14 protein-coding genes are annotated in these 19,736 nt (G+C 56.7%); 7 read left to right on the plus strand and 7 right to left on the minus strand.

Features of this window, described 5'->3' with window-relative positions; all coding sequences use genetic code 11:
- The coding region (locus ACMLHG_RS07475) for an FAD-dependent oxidoreductase (protein ID WP_417170096.1) at window positions 1–526 on the minus strand (526 nt) is incomplete at its 3' end.
- A 280-nt stretch (window positions 527–806) separates the two neighbouring features.
- Here ACMLHG_RS07475 and ACMLHG_RS07480 point away from each other — a divergent pair.
- The gene (locus ACMLHG_RS07480) at window positions 807–1,631 is read left to right on the plus strand and encodes a helix-turn-helix domain-containing protein (protein ID WP_417170097.1); all 825 of its coding nucleotides are present in this window, start codon (window positions 807–809) and stop codon (window positions 1,629–1,631) included.
- Here ACMLHG_RS07480 and ACMLHG_RS07485 read toward each other — a convergent pair.
- Together ACMLHG_RS07485 and ACMLHG_RS07490 are read right to left on the minus strand one after the other, a co-directional pair.
- Window positions 1,625–2,239 (minus strand): nitroreductase family protein, encoded by a 615-nt coding sequence (locus ACMLHG_RS07485; protein WP_417170098.1) that lies wholly within the window; start codon window positions 2,237–2,239, stop codon window positions 1,625–1,627. The two genes, ACMLHG_RS07480 and ACMLHG_RS07485, sit on opposite strands and share 7 nt — an antisense overlap.
- Window positions 2,240–2,261: 22 nt before the next feature.
- Complete coding sequence (locus tag ACMLHG_RS07490) at window positions 2,262–3,197, minus strand: helix-turn-helix domain-containing protein (RefSeq protein ID WP_417170099.1); 936 nt, start codon at window positions 3,195–3,197, stop codon at window positions 2,262–2,264.
- 208 nt (window positions 3,198–3,405) lie between these two features.
- Here ACMLHG_RS07490 and ACMLHG_RS07495 point away from each other — a divergent pair, with 208 nt between their 5' ends.
- The 6 genes from ACMLHG_RS07495 to ACMLHG_RS07520 all read left to right on the plus strand — a co-directional run bounded on the left by ACMLHG_RS07495 (window position 3,406) and on the right by ACMLHG_RS07520 (window position 14,689).
- Window positions 3,406–5,259: a hypothetical protein gene (locus tag ACMLHG_RS07495; protein WP_417170100.1), complete on the plus strand. Its 1,854-nt coding sequence runs from the start codon at window positions 3,406–3,408 to the stop codon at window positions 5,257–5,259.
- Window positions 5,260–5,263: 4 nt separating this feature from the next.
- The gene (locus ACMLHG_RS07500) at window positions 5,264–6,022 is read left to right on the plus strand and encodes a prepilin-type N-terminal cleavage/methylation domain-containing protein (protein WP_417170101.1); all 759 of its coding nucleotides are present in this window, start codon (window positions 5,264–5,266) and stop codon (window positions 6,020–6,022) included.
- A gap of 19 nt (window positions 6,023–6,041) precedes the next feature.
- Window positions 6,042–9,947, plus strand: a complete 3,906-nt coding sequence (locus ACMLHG_RS07505; protein WP_417170102.1) for a sugar-binding protein — start codon at window positions 6,042–6,044, stop codon at window positions 9,945–9,947.
- Window positions 9,944–11,170 carry an MGH1-like glycoside hydrolase domain-containing protein gene (locus ACMLHG_RS07510; protein WP_417170104.1) on the plus strand — a complete coding sequence of 409 codons (1,227 nt, stop codon included), beginning with the start codon at window positions 9,944–9,946 and terminating at the stop codon, window positions 11,168–11,170. Before ACMLHG_RS07505 ends, ACMLHG_RS07510 begins: the two co-directional genes overlap by 4 nt.
- Window positions 11,171–11,203: 33 nt before the next feature.
- On the plus strand, window positions 11,204–13,159 hold the full coding sequence (locus ACMLHG_RS07515; RefSeq protein WP_417170105.1) for an amylo-alpha-1,6-glucosidase: 1,956 nt from the start codon (window positions 11,204–11,206) through the stop codon (window positions 13,157–13,159).
- 222 nt (window positions 13,160–13,381) lie between these two features.
- Window positions 13,382–14,689 (plus strand): glycoside hydrolase family 28 protein, encoded by a 1,308-nt coding sequence (locus ACMLHG_RS07520; protein WP_417170106.1) that lies wholly within the window; start codon window positions 13,382–13,384, stop codon window positions 14,687–14,689.
- A gap of 308 nt (window positions 14,690–14,997) precedes the next feature.
- On the opposite strand, the gene ACMLHG_RS07525 is transcribed toward ACMLHG_RS07520, so the two are convergent.
- Genes ACMLHG_RS07525 through ACMLHG_RS07540 form a run of 4 tightly spaced genes read right to left on the minus strand, consistent with a single transcriptional unit; the run spans window position 14,998 to window position 19,671 of the window.
- A complete protein-coding gene (locus tag ACMLHG_RS07525; protein WP_417170107.1) occupies window positions 14,998–16,887 on the minus strand; it encodes a hypothetical protein in 1,890 nt (629 codons plus the stop codon).
- Window positions 16,884–17,618 (minus strand): type II secretion system protein, encoded by a 735-nt coding sequence (locus ACMLHG_RS07530; protein WP_417170108.1) that lies wholly within the window; start codon window positions 17,616–17,618, stop codon window positions 16,884–16,886. Before ACMLHG_RS07530 ends, ACMLHG_RS07525 begins: the two co-directional genes overlap by 4 nt.
- Window positions 17,619–17,639: 21 nt before the next feature.
- The gene (locus ACMLHG_RS07535; protein ID WP_295812914.1) at window positions 17,640–18,389 is read right to left on the minus strand and encodes a prepilin-type N-terminal cleavage/methylation domain-containing protein; all 750 of its coding nucleotides are present in this window, start codon (window positions 18,387–18,389) and stop codon (window positions 17,640–17,642) included.
- A gap of 25 nt (window positions 18,390–18,414) precedes the next feature.
- The gene (locus tag ACMLHG_RS07540) at window positions 18,415–19,671 is read right to left on the minus strand and encodes a hypothetical protein (protein ID WP_417170109.1); all 1,257 of its coding nucleotides are present in this window, start codon (window positions 19,669–19,671) and stop codon (window positions 18,415–18,417) included.
- Window positions 19,672–19,736 lie beyond the last annotated feature (65 nt).

Here is a 19,736-nt window from a genome sequence, read left to right on the forward strand (position 1 = left end):
CCTCCCGGCCGAGCTGAAAGTCCGCCCCGGCACGCGCCGCCACATCGCCGTCTCCGGTGGCGTCCACGGTGATGGTGCCGAGCAGAGCTTTCCGCCCGGATTTGCTTTCGGTGACCACGCCGCGCACTCTGCCGTTCTCACAGATGGAATCGCAGACGAAGGTGTAGAGCTTCAACCGCACGCCGGCTTCGGTCAGCATATCGAGCAGCACTTTTTTCAACAGCTCGTGGCTGATCTGGTGACGGCCCGCCCCCTGTGCGGGGCAGAAAATCCCCGCCGTTTCACGATGAACCCGGTCCATCATCTCGTCGAACAGCGGGGAGTCGCATCCATCGGTGAAGTGTGACATCATGCCGCTGGTGGCCATTCCGCCGACGCAGTTGAACTGTTCGACCAGAATGGTGTCCGCCCCGTTTCTGGCGGCGGCGATTGCGGCGGAATATCCGGCAGGCCCGCCCCCCGCGACAAGAACATCGGCGCGATCGGCAATCTCAATTTTCCGTTCCGGTTCGGTGTAGAAATCCATGAAACCATCCTCCCTTTGGGATTTGAAAATCGAATTCTCTCTGTCGGATTACCTTACTGCAAAAAAAGAAAATTACCTTTGTTTTTTTATCAAACTTTCTTGAAAAATCACAGATTTGATTTATTCTCTTTCCGCGCTGAGCTCCGGGGAGCGTCATTCAACAACATACAGGAAGAGGGTTCCTCCCCGCCGGAACAATGGCAAATTTCCCGGTGCGGTGATATATTACGAGGAGAATCCGGATAACGGCGGCCATGGCAGGTGGCAACGGAGAGGCATCATGACAGAATTCGAAGCTATGCAGGAGACGTTTCGACGGGCGGAGCAACTGCCGGCGAAGCGACTGCTTTTCGCGGAGGCCCGCCCCCTGCCCCCGCCGCCGGAATGTGTCCACCTCCACCCCTGCCCCCGGATGCTGTTTCTGCTGGCCGGGCGGGAAAAGGTCTGCTTCGCCAGAGCCGGAAAGATTCAGCAGGAACTGCTCGAACCCGGCACACTGCTGTTCGCCCACCCCGGAGCATGGGTCAAGGAGACTCCGGAGGAATCCACCGATCTTTTTTCCGCAGTTCTGCTCCCGGAATGCCTCCGGTTCATCCGGCGTCGTGCAGGGGAGAAACATGTCTACCACACCGCAGCGGTCCGCTGCCGCGCCCTGCCTCTGATTCTGGAGGCGATTCTGGCCGCCGACCAGGACACGCCTCTCTGCCGCCACCTGCTCGCCCCCTTCTTCGATGCACTGGCGGAAGAGTTGCGGGCGGAAACCGCCACCGGCCGCCTCTCGCGCCGGGAACAGGAATGGAAACGGCTGCAGGAGTACATCACCCTCAATCTGGCCCGTGACATCGGCCGCGATGAAATCGCGGCGGCGGCCGGACTTCAGCCGGCGACGGTCTCCCGCCGAATCCGGTCACAGAGCGGCATGACACTGCGCGAATACCTGAACGCCGCCCGGCTCAGCTACGCCCGCTGCCTGCTGGCGGAAACAGAACTCACCATCGAAGAGATCGCCCGCCAGAGCGGCTACCGGTATGCGAGTTACTTCATCCGCGCCTACCGGAAAGCGTTCGGCAGCTCCCCCGGAGCGGAGCGTGCGGCAACTCACTGACGCGGCGGAATCCAGTGCACTTTGGACTCCCGGTACTTCTGTTTCGGCATATCTTTCCCGTCGGGGCGGCCGATCGAAATGACGTTGAGCGGAATGAACTCCTCCGGCAGTTTCAGCGCCTTGGAAACCGCTTCGACCCGCGGCGCGTAGGGGTAGACACCGATCCAGACCGCGCCCAGTCCGATTCCTTCGGCGGCGAGCAGAATGTTCTCCGTCGCGGCGGAACAATCCTGCACCCACATCTCGCGGGTCGCACCTTCGCCGAACTGTCGGGAATTTCCGCAGACGACGATCGCCGCCTGTGCTTTGGCGAGCATCTTACCATACGGGAGTGACGCCGCGAGGGCGTCCAGCGTGCCGCGCTCGGTGATGACATAGAACTCCCACGGTTGCAGATTGCGGGCCGAGGGGGCGGCAAATCCGGCCCGGACCAGCTGATCGAGCTCCTTCCCGGCAACCGGTTCCGCCGTGTAGTTCCGCACGCTCTTGCGCTGATGGATGACGGTGAGCACATCCGGCGGTGCCGCAGCGTTCTCCGCCCCGCGCGGCAGCAGAATCGCCACGACAAGAAGAACTAGAAGTATCACAATGACAATGCGTTCATACATTTCAACCTCCTTTTTTTTGATTTCAGTTTTTTAAAGCCGGCGTACAATTTGCGGAGAGATCTCCGCCGTTCTGCGACGTTGCTTCCGTACGGCAGGCCGCCCGGAAGCGGCGCGGCGTCATACCGGTCAGCTCCCGGCACAGCCGGCAGAGATAGTTGCCGTCGCAAAATCCGCTCTTGAGCGCCACTTCGGTCACCGACAAATCGGTGCGACGCAGCAGATCCAGCGCCCGGTGCATGCGCAAATCGCGCAGATACTCCCGCGGCGTGCTGCCGGTGGCGTTGCGGAAGTGGCGGAAGAAATTCCGCCGCGACATGCTGACCACCCGCGACAAACCATTGACCTCGATCGGTTCATCGAGATGCTCGTGCATGTAGCGGATTGCATCGCCGATCAGGAACTCCGACACGACCGGTTTCTCCGCCGCCTCCGCCGAGCGGCAGAGTTCAGCGATGATCTCCATGAAGATCGCCAGGCTGAGGAAATTCCGTCCGGGCCGGCTCGAGTTGAGTTCCGCCGCCAGGAGATTGATCTTCCCGGCCAACTTCGCACTCTCTCCGGAATCGAGATGCACCAGCGGCAGAGAAAGCGTCTCCTCGTCGACCCGCGGCCGCGGATTGAACAACCGGTCGAACAGCGGCATCTGCTGGCCGTCGAGCAGCGGCAGCGACAGTTTGCGGGGATCATACACCAGATTGACCAGCCCCAGAGTGGAGGTGCGGTCGTAGCCGTGCGAGATGCCGGGGTGGATCAACAGCACATCTCCGGCATGGATGGGCACCGCTTTCTCCCCGATGAGATGCACCCCCTCCCCTGCGAGGATCAGCACGATCTCCATGAAGGTATGGCCGTGAAAACGCCGCTCCGGATGAGCTCCCGCGGCCACCTCCTCCACATAGAGCGGAATCGCGTGAGGCGGCAGGTAACGTTCGAGGCCATTTATCAGAAAACTTGCCATACCGGTTCATCCATGTTTCCATTCGACTTCTATAATATCGCATCCGATGGGAAATTGCAAATACATACGCTCCCGGTTTTCCTGAAAAAACGAAAGGCTGCGTTTCGTCACCCGGCACTGGAATGCTATAATTTGTCACTTCAGCAAAGGTTTTTATCAAAGTCCGGAAGTATAATTAATAGAAGAAAACCCAAAACACAGTGAGACAATGAAGCATAAACACTATTACGCCTATCGGTCATTTCAACCGGAGTTCGCGACGATGGAACGCTTTGCCGCAATCGACGTGAACACGATTGCGCTGTTCCCAGCCAATACGTCGAACTCTCTGGGACAACCGTACTGCCGCTATCCGGCAAACCGGCTCTGGTTCGACACCTGGGATTTCACCGTGGTCGGCCGGCAGTTCGACGATGTGCTTGAGCATAATCCGCGTGCAAATTTCATCGTCATTGTCGATTTGAACTCCCCGGAATGGCTCTCCCGACAGCTTGCGCTGAGCCATGAATCGGGCGACAGCACCACACACCTTTCGGAAACGCTGGTCAATCCCCGCTGGCTGTGCGATACGGAACACTATCTGGAAGCCTTTCTCTCCTACTGCGAAAAAAACTATGCGGAAAAGATTGAAGCCTATGTTCTGGCCTGCGGTAACACCGACGAGTGGTTCGACCACAACGGAGAACTCTGCGGGCTGGCCAAAGAACGGGCCTATCAGGAATATCGTGCCCGGAACGGCCTGCCGCCGGAAACGCCCCCGTCGGCAGGCAAGCTCAATTCTCCCGATTTTGACGGACTGGTTTTCGATCCGGCCCGCTCCGACGACGTCATCACCTATCGCCGCTTCTGCAATGAGCTGGTCGCGGAAAGCATCCTTCGCTTTGCCCGTTTCTCCCGCAAAGTAATCCGTCCGAAGGCTGAAATCGGTGTATTCTACGGCTACCTCACCACCCGGCTCGGCGCGGCGGAGAGCGGTCATGTCGAACTGCGACGGGTTCTCGATGCGCCCGAAGTGGATTTTCTGATCTCCCCCGGCTGCTATATCGACCGGGCCATCGGCGGCGGTTCCGGCTGGCAGTCGGTTTCCGGCTCGGAGCGGTTGGCCGGCAAGCGCCATCTCCACGAATGCGACCAGCGCACCCACACCTACAATCCGTCGCTTTCGCCCCATGTCAAGCTCAAGTTCCAATGCTGGAAGAATACCGCGGAAGATATCGCCGGCGTCCGGCGCGAAGCCGTGCTGGCGATGATCAGCGACAGTTCCCTCTGGTGGTTCGACATGTGGGGCGGTTTCTATGAAGAGTCCGCACTGCTGGAAGAGCTGGGCCGCCTGCAAAAGCTCTATTGCCGCTTTGCCGGGCAGCCGGGAACTCCAGTTGACGAGATCGCCTTGATCATCGACGCCGATTCCGCGTACTATCTGGATCAGCGTTCCCCACGTCAGGCGCATTTTCAGCGTCATGCGCGTACCATGCTCAATCACGTCGGCGCCCCCTTCGACACCTATCTGCTCGACGATCTCGGCCGGATTCCGGATTTCGACCGCTACAAGCTGGTCATTCTCGCCAACCAGATCGAGATCACGCCGGAAAAAGCGGAACTTCTGGAGCGATATCTCTACTGCGGCAACCGGACGGTTCTGACACTGTACGCCCCGGGGCTCAGCGACGGGACCTCCCTCGATCCGGCCCGTGTCCGCCGCTGGGCGGGCGTGGAATACGGCAGTGAAGGACTTCATCTCACGGAATTTGCAACCTGTCGCAAGGCCTATCTCGCCCACCCGGAGAAGTTGACGGCGGCCATTTTGCGCGATCTTGCCCGGCAGGCCGGAGTTCTCCTCATCACCTCCCGGGAAGCAGTGGTCTATGCCGATTCCCGCATGCTGGCGCTCCATCTCGCCGAACCGGGTACCATCACAATCACGCTTCCCGGCGGAGCGGACGGCGCAGTGGAACTCTTCTCCGGCCGCCGGATGCACGGCGGCGTTTTCGAATGGAACTCCCGAGGCGGTGAAACTCTCCTCTTTGAACTGAAATTCAACTCTGACAAGAAAGGAATCTGAGACCATGCGAAGAATTTTTACCCTGATCGAACTTCTCATAGTCATTGCGATCATCGCCATCCTTGCGGCGCTGCTGCTGCCTGCGCTGAATCGGGCGAGAGTAACCGCTCAGAAGAGCTCCTGTCTCAACAATCTCAAAACTATGGCAAGCGGCGTCTCTTTCTATACCAATGACAACAACGACTTTCTGCCGCGTCGATACAAGCGCTGGTCCTGGGGGTATGCCATTGGCAATTCACTGGGGATCAAACGTCCGAACGCCTCCGTTTCCGGCGCGGACCCGGATCTTAATGTAAACAATATTCCTGTCAGTTCCGTTCTTCGCTGCCCGGTTACGGTCAACAACACCAGCACATCCAAGCAGGTGAGACTATATCCCAATTATGTTCCGTTGGTTGCCGATACCTTCAGTCCCCTCAAAGGGAAAACCGCTGGTGGCGCGAATTACAATGTCCCCGACGGCGCGGATGGAGACAGCGCTCCACTGGCACACAAAAAAATACAACGGGTCATCGATGGTTCCGTCCTGATGTTTGAGGCGGTCTCTTATCAGCCGTTCGATGCCGGAAGTTACATCGCTCTGTCGCCATCAAGCAGTTCTCCTCTCATCAGCATCTTCAATAAATATCTTCAGGACCCCACCGAACAAAACGGCGCGGACTGGAGTCGCCACGTCAGACGCTCCAACGTCTTGTTCAAAGACGGCCATGCGAAAACGCTTTCCTATGGAACAACCTTGAACAGTTACGGCATTCCACGGTAATCAAAAAGGAAATTGATCCATGTTTTATTTTTCCAAATTTCTGTTGCCCGCGCTTTTGATTTGCGGCTCTCTTCTCCATGCGTCGGACTCCGCGGTCACCCGGTATATTCAGGAAAAGAGTAGCGCGGTTTTTCGGGGCGACAATCTCGCGTTGAAATATTACAGGACCGGCGGGCAAAACTTTCTCTCGGCGGATCAAAAGCGGCAATATGGCTGGTGTATCGTGGAAGCCAACGGGAAAACGGTAGATGGTATTCGACGCGCACCGCAAAAAAATATCGTGCAATTCGATTATCCGTCGTTTCCCGGATTGACGCAGCGCTTTGCGTTACAGGAAGACGGCACCGTCCGTGCGACCCTCTCCGCCCCGGACGGCATCGGTTCATGTCAGCTTCAAATGCGTTTTTTCGGGGAACATTTCGGCAAGGCGCAGCTATTGGTTGACCACCGGAATTTCCGGCTTCCTCCCTACCGCGAAAAGGCGGCGTTCCTTCATGCGCTGTATCGGGGGAAAGCACAAAAAATCGTCTTTTTTGCAGATTCGCCGGATAAACGATTCGAGTTCGTTTTCGATATCCCGGTTGAGATTAAATTGGATTCCATCGGGGGGCGTTGGGGAATTGGGCTGACCATCATTCCGCCGCCGAATGCCAAAAGTCTTTCCTATCGGGTGATTCTTCTGCGCGAAAAAAACGTTTGCCTTGACACGCCACCAAGAGAATACGCAACCCGCGTCGGCGCATACGATTTCTGGCGGGAAGACCGTTTGCGTCTGCCTGACCGTTCGGCTAAAAATCTTTTAGCCAACAGTTCATTTGAACAAGGATTTGCTTCGCTTTGCGCACCGCCACACGGCGGCGGTGTTGTCAGCCGGGCAGTTTGGGAAAAAAAAACGATCAGCATAGATACACGGGAGGCATTTGACGGTGCTGCCTCTCTCTGCATTCTATCGGCTCAGCGTATGGCCGGTTTGACACAGCATATAGCCACCCATCCGGTTATTCTGGAACCGGGGACCTATACAGTAAGTTTTTATGCAAAAACTAATTGCCCCGGCAAACAGGAAATACACTTCGGCAGTCCCAAACTGCCCCCCGGAGCCAATATCTGGGATGCGAAAACCCGCGACAATCGAATCTTTTCGCTGACTGGCCAATGGGAGCGCTATACCCATACGTTTCGGATTGACGCGACACAGCCGCATTTTTTTGTTTTTGGCGCAAACTCTCCGTCTCCGGCACTCTGTCACATTGATGCCATGCAGTTGGAAAAAGGAGCTGTCGCTACCGCCTACGAACCCGCTGCCGCTGAAGGACGGTTGATCACCTCCGCGCCCGATAATTTCTTGGAAGCCGGAAAACCGGTCGAAGCCCGGTTGGAAATTACGACGGCGCATCCCGGTGACAGCGGTACGGTGGAGACGCTGGTGCGCAATTTTCAGGGAACCGTGGTTCGCGCAGAGAAACACGATTTTTGTGCAGGAGACAATCGCAAAGCATTTATTTCGTTGAACTTGGAATCCATGCCGCCGGGAATTTTCACCATTGAAAATCGTTATCGACTTGCCAATGGCGCATCCCGTTATGAATTTTACCGCTTTTCGGTTATGCATTTTCTGAAAAATCTCCATCGCCATCGCTTTCTCTTCGCCAACGTTTACATCGATCCCTACTGCATTCGCCAATATTATCCGGAATTGCTGAACCGTTACCGTCAAATCGGCATCGCTTCCCGCGGCGCCTTTGTCAACACCGAACGGCTGGTTGCGGAGGAAGATGCCAAATATGGTGTGATGCCGTTTTCGACGGCATTGTTGCGCCGCGATCGGAGTTTGGAAAAAAATCTCCCCGCCCCCTGCGCCGGTTTTTCTGTTTTAAGTAATGTGGTCTGGTATGAAACTCTCTCAACCGAATTCCGCAAAACAGTGTATGGTTCCATCGTCCTGCCGTATTCTTCGCCGGATGCGCTCCAATCAATTACGCGAGCGGCGGAACGTCGGAGCCGGGAATGCCCGTGGGTACGTATCTGGTGCGCACTGAACGAACCGGAATTGAACTCCCCGGAATTTGCGCTGGACCGGGTTGCTTCCGAGTCGAATTTTAAACAATATGCCGAACTGGAACTTGCTGTCGCACGCGGTGTCCGATCCGGCAACCCCAAGGCGTTGGTCGGCAGCAGTTCGACCGCGGTTTTGAATCGGGATCGTCTGCGTTCGGTGGATCGTCTGCTGACGGTCTTGGGGGATCGTCTGCGTTATGACTGTTTTGTTTTTCACATTTACCGCGATGCGCCGGAATATCCGGATCTGGACGCCGATTTGCAAGCGGCATTTGCCATGTTGAAAAAACACGGTTACCACAATACGCCAATTTACTGTTCGGAAGGTATGCATTGGAAACCTTACCGGATGCCGGGGCTGATTTCTTCACACTGGGTTGATGTCCCATGGGGGCCGCTATCCTACGATATGGGACAGCAGGAACGGATTGCCGCCGCCAAGCGAGCGCGCACATGGCTGGTCGGGCTGAAAAACATTGATCGGGTCAAACAGATGAATTCCAGCACCAATTTTGGGGGATTTGAAATGGATTTCAATTTGACCCCCTACGCGAATCAAAAAATATCCAATACGCTGGGACGGCTGCTGGGAAACGCCGTTTTTAAAAAAGAGGTTCATTTTTCCGCAAAAACCCGTTGTTATCTCTTTGAGGACGAGAGCCATCGCCCGGTCGCGGTATTGTGGAGCTGTGATCCTGCGGTGGACAATGGCAATATCCAAGGCCCGGAACTGATATTTCACAAGTTGCCGGACGCGGAGCTTTTTGACCTGATGGAAGCGCCGCAGACGTTTGGGAAAAAGATGCGACTCTCCTCCTTTCCGGTTTTCTTCCGCGGCAAATCTGGGCAAACCGCTGAACTTTTGGCTGCGCTGGAAGCGGCGGAACTGGCCGACAATAGCGAACTTGCCGTCAGTGCCGTGTTTGAAACACTGCTGCCGTCGGATTACCGGCTGACATTCACCAACGACAGCAAACGCCTCTTTTCCGGCACCGTGAAAATCTTTGACGTTTCAAGCAAAGTCTATCTGCCGCCGGGAAAACAGTGGTCACAACATGGCGAACTTCCCGCAACTCTCTCTGATACACGGCTTAGTGCGCAATCTCTGCGAGCGGAGGTGCGTCAGAAACTGCCGCTTAAAGGAGTGTTTTCCGTACAGGACGATTTTGCAGTAGTGCTTGCCCGCAAGGCCAAAATTTGCGTAGACGGCGACATCGACGATTGGCGCGGCATTCCAGCACTCCCGGTTGATCAGCGAATCACCGAGCGCGGCGCAAAGCATCTCGCTGGTACTCACAGCGCGACCATCCGGATCGCATGGTCGGAGGAACGGCTCTTCCTGCTCTGCGAAGTCGTTGACGATGTTCTCAAATCCAATCCCCGGCTTCAGCCGTTCGATGGTTGGCGTAGCGATTCCATGCAGATATTTTTTGATGCTGCGGCAAATGGCAGATCCACCCCTATGCCGGAACTGGGCAACGATGACTGGTCGTATGGCATCTATCTTACACCAGTGACGTTCGCACCGTATGTTTACCGCCACGCGGTGCCGGACATCCAGCTGACTGAAGGTATCGGCGGCCTGCGCCAAAATACGGTTGCGGACGATGTCGAATGCGCATTCCGCAGAACCGCAAACGGATATCGGTTTGAATTGGGGTTCCCGGTACGTGCACTTTTGCCGTTCCGTCCGGCGGTCGGACGCGCATTGGGGATCGGCATTTTGCTGAACAACCAAAATAGCGATGCCAAGATGCCGCAATCCCGGTTGGTTTGGGGACTTCGCGCTGAACTTTACAACCAACTGCCTGCGCGCTGGCCTCTGGTCATTCTAACGGACGGCAACACCGGGAACACGATGAAATGAATACATTTTACCAAGCGGCACTGAATATTGCCGAGCGCAAACTTTTCCGCGATTCGGAGCCTACAAAACTTGCTTCGCCGCGCCTCGGAACCGGGGGGGAGTTTGTCGATATTTTTCTCTGGGATACCGCTTTTTCGACGTTTTGGGCACGCTATCACGCCGACCGTTTTCCGGTGGCGGAAAGTCTGGATAATTTTTACCATTGCCAAACCCCGGAAGGTTTTATCAGCCGCCAGATCTGTCCAAATGGTATCAGCAAGTGGGCGGCAGATTCCACCATTGGTTTCGCTCCTCCACTGCTGGCGTGGGCGGAATTGGAGTTGGAACCCTATGTGCCGGGGCGACTGGCAAAAGTATTTGAGCCTTTGTTGCGTCAGCATCGGTTCAATCTGGAGCACTTCCGGCGTCCGGACGGTCTTTTTTTCAGCGACTGCTGGGGATGCGGCATGGATAATCTGCCGCGTTGGGATTCGCGGAGCGAAGTGGTTTGTGCGGGCGGAATTCCGTTCACTCGCCATGCAATTACCGCGCCGGGGGAAGCTGGCGACGCTCTATTTGAATGGATGAACAGCCAATCCGAAATGCCGTTTTTCTGGAATCGTCAGCTTGGCTGGTGCGACACCAGTTGCCAAATGGCGTTCAACGCACTGAATCTCGCTGAAATTGCCCGACGGCTCGGACGTACACCGGAAGAACGCGAATTGCGCGTCCAGCACCGAAAAATCGCAGATACCATCAATGCGTTGTGCTTCAATGAGAAAACGAACTTCTACGCCGATTTTCTGAACGGTCAGCCGCTTGCCCGTCGCACTATTTGCGGCTTTTGGCCGCTGCTTGCCGAAGTTGCCACGCAGGAGCGAGCAGCGAAACTTGTCACGGCACTGTGCGATCCCGCCGGTTTCGGGCGTTCCTGCGGCATACCGACACTGCCCGCCGATGATCCAGATTACCGCCCGGAAAGTGGCTATGCGCGCGGTCCCGCATGGGCTCACACCAACTATATGGTATTGGCAGGATTGCGAAAATACGGGGAAACAAAGTTGGCGCGCACACTTGCCGAGCGTTTTTACCGGGCAGCGAAAGCAATTTGGCAGACGACTGGCACGATTTGGGAGAATTATTCCCCCGATCAATGTGATCGGCCACCGGAACATTCTGGTCGGGATTTTTGCGGATGGTCTGCGTTGGTCCCCATTACTTTTTACCGCGAATTTCTTTGTTGAGTAGAGAATTGAATGATGCAGGAATTTTTACAAATGTCAAATAAACGCTGGATGCGCCCGGCGGAACGGGCGGTGGAACCGCCCTTTTTCGCGGTATTTCGAAACTGTTTTCAACTGTCCGAACCGGGAGTGCTGCGTTTCACCTGGAGCGCCGACGAACGGGCGCAGCTCTTCTGTGACGGCGAACGGATCGCCGACGGGCCGCCGCGCGGCACGCCGCAGCGCTGGTTTACCTCCACGGTCGAACTGCCGCTGCCTTCGGGCCGCCATGTGCTCACCGCCCGGCTGTTCGCTTTCGGCAGGAACCTGACCGCCTATGCGCAGATGTCGGTCGCGCCCGGATTCTTCCTCGAAGAGGAATCCGGCCTCCTCTCTCCCGATTGGGAGTACCAGACCTGCATGGGCTGTTCGTTCTCCGGCAGCAAAACCGACTGGGGCAGCTACGCCCATCTGCTGACCGACGAGGATTTCAACTGGTCGGCCCTCCGCGGCGAAGGAGGCGTGTGGCGGAAGCCGGGCTTTTTCGAAGACCGCCGCGCACTGGTTCCCTCCGAACTGCCGCCGATGCGACACGAAGAGACAAACGGCTTCCGGAGAGTCGGAAACACTTTTCTATTCGATGATTACGTCTGCGTCTACGGCGATTACGAATTCTCCGGTGCCGGCGAAGTCCGGCTGCGCTGGGCGGAGCCGGGCTGTGAACCGGAAGCGCTCGACGACACCTTCCTCAATCAGAGCAAACCCGGCGACCCCTGGCCCGTGTTTTCCGGTTCCGGCGACCGTTTCCGCCTGACCGGAGGACAGCGTGTCCGCTGGCAGGATTACTGGTGGCACGCCGGGCGCACGCTCGAAATGACCCTCTACGGCAACGTGAAACTCGAATCGGCGCGATTCTTCCGCACCGGATATCCTTGGAAGCTGCGCCGGACGTTGAGCCTTCCCGGCGACGCGCGGCTTTCGCGGCTGCTGCGACACTCATGGAACACGTTGCAGGCGTGCACCTTCGAAACATTGATGGACTGCCCCTACTACGAACAGCTTCAATACATTTCCGACAGCCGGTTCGACCTGCTTTCCCTCTATGAACTCTCCGGCGACATCCGCCTGGCGGAAAACGCCCTGCGGCAGTTCGCCGAAGGGCAGTATTCCTCCGGCATGCTCCCCTGCCGCTACCCGACCCGGGAACATGCGCAATATCATGCCTCCCCGGGGGAACTTTATCAGCTTCACATTCCAGCGTTCACTTCGTTCTACATCCAGCTGCTCCACGATTTTGCCCGGCTGCGGCGCAACGATGCCCTGGTTTGTGAACTGCTTCCGGTGGCCAGACGAGCCGCCGATTACCTCAACTCCACGCTGGGAGAGGATCAGCTGCTCCATGCGCCGGGCTGGAACTTCATCGACTGGCTGGACAACTGGGAGGCAGGAATTCCTCCCGGCTGTCGTTACGGCGAAGGCTGCACCCTCAACCTGATCCACCTGCTCAGTTTGCAGCAGCTCGCCGATCTGGAACAGTGTTTCGGGAGCACCCGGCAGGCCGCGCTCCGGCAGGAACAGGCGGCGCGTCTCGAACAGGCGATCCGACACACCTACTGGATCGACGAACGCAACTGCTTCGCCGAAGACAGCGCCCGCAGCTACGTTTCGGAGCACGCCCAGGTGTTTGCCCTGCTCGCTCTCAACGAACGGGCGGTGATTCCAGTACTGCGTTCCGGAACGCTGGATGAATGCGGCATCGCTTTCTCCTTCTACTACCTTGAAGCGTGCCGCATCCATCGCCTCGATGACCTCTTCGCCCGACGGCGGGAGCGTTACTTTCAGGCGGCGGAAACGCCCGGATTGCGCACCATGCCGGAACTGTTCCCCAACGACTGGTGGCAGCGCTCCGACTGTCATGCCTGGGGGGCGCACTTTCTCTATTTTCAATTCACCGCAGGGACCATTCTCGATCCGATTCCCCGGGCAACTCTGCCGGAAACACAGCCATGAATTCCTTCTGTCAGGGTGCTCTCGATATTGCCGGACAAAAACTCTTCCGCGATCCCAGGCCGACGCGGCTCGGACATTCCGCGGCAACGGTTGGATCCTATAGCAGACTACGGCGTATGTTTTAAATAAATCTCAATAATCACTTTTACCTATTGACAATAAGCTCCTTTGCCGGTATAATATCACATTGCATTATGCTGGAACAAAAAGGGGCTTCTGTCGATGAGAACGAGGAATGTCAAGGAATTCGGCGCCACTGGCAACGGAACGACTCTGGATACCGTCGCCATCCAGACGGCCATTGATGCGGGCGGGCTGGTTTATTTTCCTCCCGGCGTCTATCTGAGCGGTACTTTGTATTTGCGCAGCAATGGAGGTCTGGAGCTTTCTCCGGGCGCGATCCTGCGGGGCAGCCCGAACCTTGCAGACTACAATCCGGCTGATTTCGTACCGCAGAACAGTGCCAGCAAAGCGGAAGTGACTTCCGGCGGCCATCTGATCGCCGCCGTCGAATGTTCCAACATCGTTCTCTGCGGCGGAGGCACGATCGACGGGAATCATCCGGCGTTTCTCAATGAAACCGACCCGGAATGCCCCCTTATGTATCGCAGAATTGCGCGCCCGGGGCAGATGGTGTTTCTCTGCGAATGCACCGATGTGCGCATTCAGAACCTGAATTTAAAAAACTCGCCCTATTGGACCTGTTTTCTACATGGATGTGAAGAGGTTACGATTCATGGCCTCCACATTCAAAGTGATCCTCGCGTATTGAACGACGACGGCATTGATCTGGATTGCTGCCGGCGTGTCACCGTCTCGGACTGCATCATCTCCACCGGCGACGATGCCTTGACGCTTCGCGGCAACAACAGCCGCCTGAAACAAAAACGCGACTGCTGCGAAATCGTCGTGACCAACTGCATTCTGGAGAGCCATTACGCCAATGCAATCCGGGTTGGCGTCGGCTGCGGAGAAATTCATGATGCGCTCTTTGAAAATATCATCGTTCCCGGGTACCGCACGGCAATTTCCCTGGTGTCCAACTGGAGCAATGACCCGGCCAGCTGTGTCGGAGCGGAAATTCACGATATCGAATTCCGCAACATCCGCAGTCATGCGCGCCGCTTTCTGCAGATCAAACTCGACAACGCACCGGAGGGAAACGCGCACACCTCCGCAACGCTTCACGGCATTATGATCCAACACGTCCGCGGCACGATGGAACTGTCGAACATGCTGCGCGGCAACGGAGTCGGTAAATTATACGACATCACGCTCGACGACATCCGCCTGAACTGCCGGGGGAACGGCCCCGCGCCGGAACTGGATTTCAAAGGAGCGTGGGGGCACGCTTCGACCGATGCGGCATTCGAACTGAACCATGCCGATGAGATTGAGTTCCGCAATGTCCGAATCGATTATGCGCCGGAAGCTTGCGGCTGGCACGCCGACATCCGGGCAGATCATTCCACGTTTCACACAACGATGTGCAAATTCAGCCACGGGTTTCAGCCGGAATCCACCCGATGACTGCGGCACAGGGCACGGCATATGTTCATTGCCCCCTGCGCCACCTCGACGTTGCGGAGCTGAAGTTGCACCATGCGCGGCGGCGGCAGTGAAGGAATCGCATTCCATTCGGCCACTGCCGCCGAAGTGTTTCAGCTTACTCGCCATGTGACGCTTGCCGAAAAAGCGGAAACCATTCCCGCTCGAAGACGAAACTCGTGAACGAACCCGGCGGAATTTCGTCCTTCTCGCGGGCAATCTTCAACAGAGTTGAATCAACGATCTGCCGTTGCACGCCGCCGGACGCGGCTGTGATTTTCGGACGACCATCACTTCACTTCTGCAAGAAACAGCTCTCCCGTTTCGCCCGGGAGGGATTCCAGGTAAACCGGAGCGATGTCGATCGTAAACGAACTTTCCGGAACCGGAACCGCCTTCCCGAGGTGAGAAATCGCCTTGTCTATTTTCCGCCCGGACCACTTCAATTGCACCGGATGCCCGATCGCCCACACGGCACAGACCGAAGTTCCATCGGGACGTTTCCAGTCGGCGCGAAAAGCGCCCCGTCCGATACGTTCGAGCTTCACCGGTGTTCCGCCGGGCGGATTCCGCCGGGTCAACTCGGCGGCGGCCACGGCCGCAGGTTTGGGTGAAAAATCCTGATGCAGAATGCCGTAATGCGCTTCCGGCCCCTTGTCGTTCTCCCCCGCCCGATAGCGGTAATAGAAGACGTGCTGCACGCCACACCCGAGCGCCACCAGATAATGCCGGACGAAAAGCGCCGCCTGCAACGATTCACTGCAGGAGACTGACCCCTGGTTGTTGGTGAGCCAGAGAAAATTTCCCTTCAAATCGCTGTCGAAACAAAAGAGCGCCGCAATCGGAGCTTGAAATCCCCCCTCCGCCTGCGCATAAACCAATGGAATCATCCGGTCATTGCCCCGGCAATTGGCGTTGCTGATGAAACGGATGCTGTCCACCTGACGGATTTTAAGGTCGGGGAACTCCGGCGCCGGAACAATCTTCTGCAACAGCTGCGGCGTTCCCGGACGGGTCCAGAAGGCAAACCAGTCAATGTGAAACGGTTCAATATACTTCTTGTTGACCTGTATGCGGTCAAAGTATCCATCCTCACGCTGAACCAAGTCAAAATAAAACGGCAATGAATTGGGCAGAATCACCGTTCCTCCCCGACGCAGCCAATTGAGGATGCTCGGAAGTTTCACTCCGGGGAACTCCTCCGACCCCGGCAACGCCAGCACGGGACACTCGTCGGGCGAAAGTGTTTCAAGCCCGGCAAAACTCACCTCGCGCCGCGTCGCGCCCGCGGGCATGTAGTCGGAGGTGCGCAAGTTGACGCCATCGGTGTAAAACATCATTTCATCATCGACGATCACCGCATACTTGAGCGTTTCCGGCTTGAAGCCGAGCTTCTTCAATCCCGCTTCGACCACCGCCCGGGTGAACCCCTCCCGGAAGGGCGAAGTTGAATTGCCGAATTCCGTAATCCAGATCGGCACATCGATCCGGTATTCCTTCATCAACGCGCGCAACCGGGCAATCTGACGGATCAGGCGGGACTCCGGAAAATTCTTCATCTGATAAGGATGCATATTGATCCCGTCGAAACTGCCGCCCGCCCCGGCCCGGAAGGCTCGCTCCCAAAAGGGGAATGGATCGTTGAAATCCGAAAGCCCGCTGAAGAGCACGGTCGAATCGGGATCGATTTTCTTGATCTGCGCGTAGGTTTCGCGGAGCAGTTCCGTATAATTTTCCGCACTCGGCGTGTCGCCCCAGGGGCCGGCACAATCCACTTCATTGAAAATTTCGTAATAACGGACTTTTCCTTTGTAACGCAAGACAGTCCGTTCGACAAATTTACGCCATTTGTCGCGATTCCGGAACGGCGGCCGGGCATGCGAAGGGATGGTCCCCGGCAGAATCAGCAACACCTCAGCGCCGCGTTTCACGCACGCATCAATCGCCGGATCGAGCCGCGAATAATCCCACTTCCCCGGTTCGCGTTCGATCGCCCCCCAGTCCGCGTCGAACCGGATGAATACATAACCGGACTTGAGCATGCCCTCAAGTTCCCGAATCATTTCCGGCTGTGACATCCGGCTCAAATGTGCGGCCATCCCGTAGGGAGTTGCGGCAGCAGCGGCCAGTGCCGGCGCCAGAAAGAGCGCGGCAAAAATCAGATGGAGAACAGTTTTCATCGAGCCAATTCTTCCTTCTCAAAATTCCCGTTGACGAATGCGGAAAACTGCAGCGCCGTATCCGCAAGTTCTGCCGCACTCCGCGTCGTGATCGCACCGTCAGCGGTGACGCTGTTGGCCCGGTTTTCATGCAGCGTGTTGACCGCGCTCTCCTGGTAGAACGCGCGCGGCGCAAAGTAGGAGTTCGGCGAATGGCTGCCGGTAAATTTCGCACTGTCGGCGAGAAAAACCGTCTGCGCAGGTTGTTTCATCAGTTCCGGCTTCAATGTATAGCTCTCGCTGAACACCGCGCCACGGGCAAAATTCCCCAGCGTTCCCCGGACGCGTTTGCCGTAATCCCAGTTGTCGGCGCTGATGTCACCGGCATACAATCCGTAACAGCAGAAATCCCAGATTGCCGACGCGGTCTTCCGGCGCGCAGCGCCATCCGGACTCGGATTTGCCGGACAACTCAGAACTGCCGGTCCGAGAAGATAATTGGTATCCGTCACCAGAATTCGGCTCCAGGTCCGGTTCTTGCCGGAAGTTTTGAAAAATCCGGGGTAGTATCCGGCATAATCCGTTGCATAGTGCTGAAACGCCATCACGATATCACGAAGATTGCTCCGGCACAGCTCCTCGTCACTCTGGCGCGACGCGGCCGAAAGTCCTGGCACAAACAAAATTGCTGCAAATAGAACAATGCCGACAATCAGACAAAGTTCCACCAAGGTAAAGGATTGTTTTTTCATCTTTTCTCTCTCCTGGTTATTTTAGAAGGTGATCCGTTGCCCGTTAACATCAACCGCCGCGGAAAAGCTCAACACATTCTCCTTGAGTTTCCCCATACCGAGCGCATCGACGTGACCGTCAAAGAAACCGACATTCGCGCGCTTGTTATGGATGAGGTGCACGGCCGAATCCTGATAGAACGCCCGCGGCAGGAAGAAGCAGAAGGGTTCAGCGGAATCGAGCTTCGCATTATCGATGATGAGCGGAACAGCAGAGGCATTTTTCAACCGCCGTACGACATAAGTCAGACCGGACAGCTCAAACGCAGCGCCGATCGTGTAATTGCCGAGGAGCGGTTTCAGCCGGATCGCATAATCCCAGCCATCGGGACTGAGATTCCCGGCGTAAACACCGTAGGTGACGTAATCCCAGCCATCCCCGACCAGATTGAAATTCGCTGCTGTCTTAGGCGCCGTATTCGCCGGACAGCTCAGATTTTTCCAGTGCGGGAGATATTTCTCCGTATAGAGAATCCGCCCCCAGGTTTTGTTGCCGCCTTTGTTGAGGTAACCGACCATAAAACCGTTGTTGTCGCTGCTGTAAAGAGTCTGCGCCTTGATGATCTGCGACAAATTATTGAGGCAGCTCGCCGACCGCCCGCGTTCGCGCGCCTGATTCAATGCGGGAAGCAGCATCGAAGCAAGAATCGCGATGATCGCGATCGTAATAAGCAGTTCGATCAGCGTAAACCGTTCACACCGTACCGGTAATCTGCGGTATGAATGGAACATTCCGCCACGTTCCTCACAGGGTTGCCTAGAAACAAGCTGTTGATAAGTTTTCATGATGCATCCTTTCTCGTATGAACATATCTTTCGTATCGCATGACACCTCTGCCACCACCAGGCCGTGCAGCAGCTTGACCGTGCCGTCGCCGCCGCAACGGGAAAAATCAATGTTGTTCAGCAAAGTTTTCAGCCGGCGCCGGAGTTCATCCGGAAGTACCAGGCGGCCGGCCGCCATAATCGCAAGAGAGCACCCCAGGCGCCGCAATAGTGTGTTCGGCTCCAGATAAGAGAGCGGAAACACCGGTGTGGCATACATATTTCCCTGACAGGCGATGCAGAATCCATTGTCCGAAATCGAATCCGGATGAAGGCTGAACCGGCCGCGGCGCCAGTTCGCGTTGAGCACTCCCCACCCTCCGGTGAACTTCTCCGCCTCGGCAATGGTGGATTCGAGATGGCTCAGCCCGAACTCCCCGGTCCGCGCAAGCACTTGATCCAGTTGCGCTTCCTTCTCGGGGAAAAGCCCGCATTCGCGCAACAGCAACAGCGAAAACTGCATTTGCGCGATCGGCAGGTCCCACCAGGAGTCACGGTTATGCATCCTCATACTCTGTTCGACGCCCGGCCCCAGGAAACGTTTCGCCTCCTCGAGCCACTCCCGTTCTCCGGTCGCGATAAATGCAGCGGCATAGATCATCGGCAACCGGAGCGCCTCATGATCGTCACACTCCCACATTTTCGACACCAGCGCCTCGCGTCCATCCAGTCGCATCAGGTTGAAATGGTTCTCCGGGGTCACATGCGTCCGGCAGTCCTCGGCGATGGCCTTCAGCAGTACAGCGGCTTTCTCCCGCGTCGAATCCGGCACGGTTGGGAAGAAGCGGAGCACCCGCCACAAGCCGTAAACCGCCAGCGTAAACTGATCGCGCGATGAATTGCTGTAGCACACCTCCGGAGCACGCACCGAAAACCCGCGTGCGACAAAACCGTTCCTCCCGTGCAATGTAATGCAACGTTCCATCCCGTCCACCAGACGCGCCGCCCAGAGCGGATCGCCGTCGATGCGCCAGAGGGTATCGAGCATCGTCCCGGCGTTGATCGCGCAATCCTCCATACCGGTTCCCCAACCGCAGGGATTCGGCAGATTGGCCTCCACTTCGGCACGGCACGGCAGGTGCGCAAAGCGTTGCGCCGGCTCGCGCGAAGTAACGTAATCATAAATCAGCCCGGTCTCGGGGCAGTAGAGCGTCTCACGAACTTGACGCAGGATGTCGTTTTGAATCATCAAAGCAGTTCCTTTCCGATATTTTCTTCTAACATTATACTTCAAATGGATTTGAAATACAACAG

It is taken from the genome of Victivallis sp. (genome assembly GCF_048170485.1).
GTDB lineage: Bacteria > Verrucomicrobiota > Lentisphaeria > Victivallales > Victivallaceae > Victivallis.

Coding starts and splice junctions, on each gene's coding strand:
- ACMLHG_RS07480 (WP_417170097.1), top strand. CDS start 807: ATGACAGAATTCGAAGCTATGCAGGAGACGTTTCGACGGGCGGAGCAA.
- ACMLHG_RS07485 (WP_417170098.1), bottom strand. CDS start 2,239: ATGTATGAACGCATTGTCATTGTGATACTTCTAGTTCTTCTTGTCGTG.
- ACMLHG_RS07490 (WP_417170099.1), bottom strand. CDS start 3,197: ATGGCAAGTTTTCTGATAAATGGCCTCGAACGTTACCTGCCGCCTCAC.
- ACMLHG_RS07495 (WP_417170100.1), top strand. CDS start 3,406: ATGAAGCATAAACACTATTACGCCTATCGGTCATTTCAACCGGAGTTC.
- ACMLHG_RS07500 (WP_417170101.1), top strand. CDS start 5,264: ATGCGAAGAATTTTTACCCTGATCGAACTTCTCATAGTCATTGCGATC.
- ACMLHG_RS07505 (WP_417170102.1), top strand. CDS start 6,042: ATGTTTTATTTTTCCAAATTTCTGTTGCCCGCGCTTTTGATTTGCGGC.
- ACMLHG_RS07510 (WP_417170104.1), top strand. CDS start 9,944: ATGAATACATTTTACCAAGCGGCACTGAATATTGCCGAGCGCAAACTT.
- ACMLHG_RS07515 (WP_417170105.1), top strand. CDS start 11,204: ATGTCAAATAAACGCTGGATGCGCCCGGCGGAACGGGCGGTGGAACCG.
- ACMLHG_RS07520 (WP_417170106.1), top strand. CDS start 13,382: ATGAGAACGAGGAATGTCAAGGAATTCGGCGCCACTGGCAACGGAACG.
- ACMLHG_RS07525 (WP_417170107.1), bottom strand. CDS start 16,887: ATGAAAACTGTTCTCCATCTGATTTTTGCCGCGCTCTTTCTGGCGCCG.
- ACMLHG_RS07530 (WP_417170108.1), bottom strand. CDS start 17,618: ATGAAAAAACAATCCTTTACCTTGGTGGAACTTTGTCTGATTGTCGGC.
- ACMLHG_RS07535 (WP_295812914.1), bottom strand. CDS start 18,389: ATGTTCCATTCATACCGCAGATTACCGGTACGGTGTGAACGGTTTACG.
- ACMLHG_RS07540 (WP_417170109.1), bottom strand. CDS start 19,671: ATGATTCAAAACGACATCCTGCGTCAAGTTCGTGAGACGCTCTACTGC.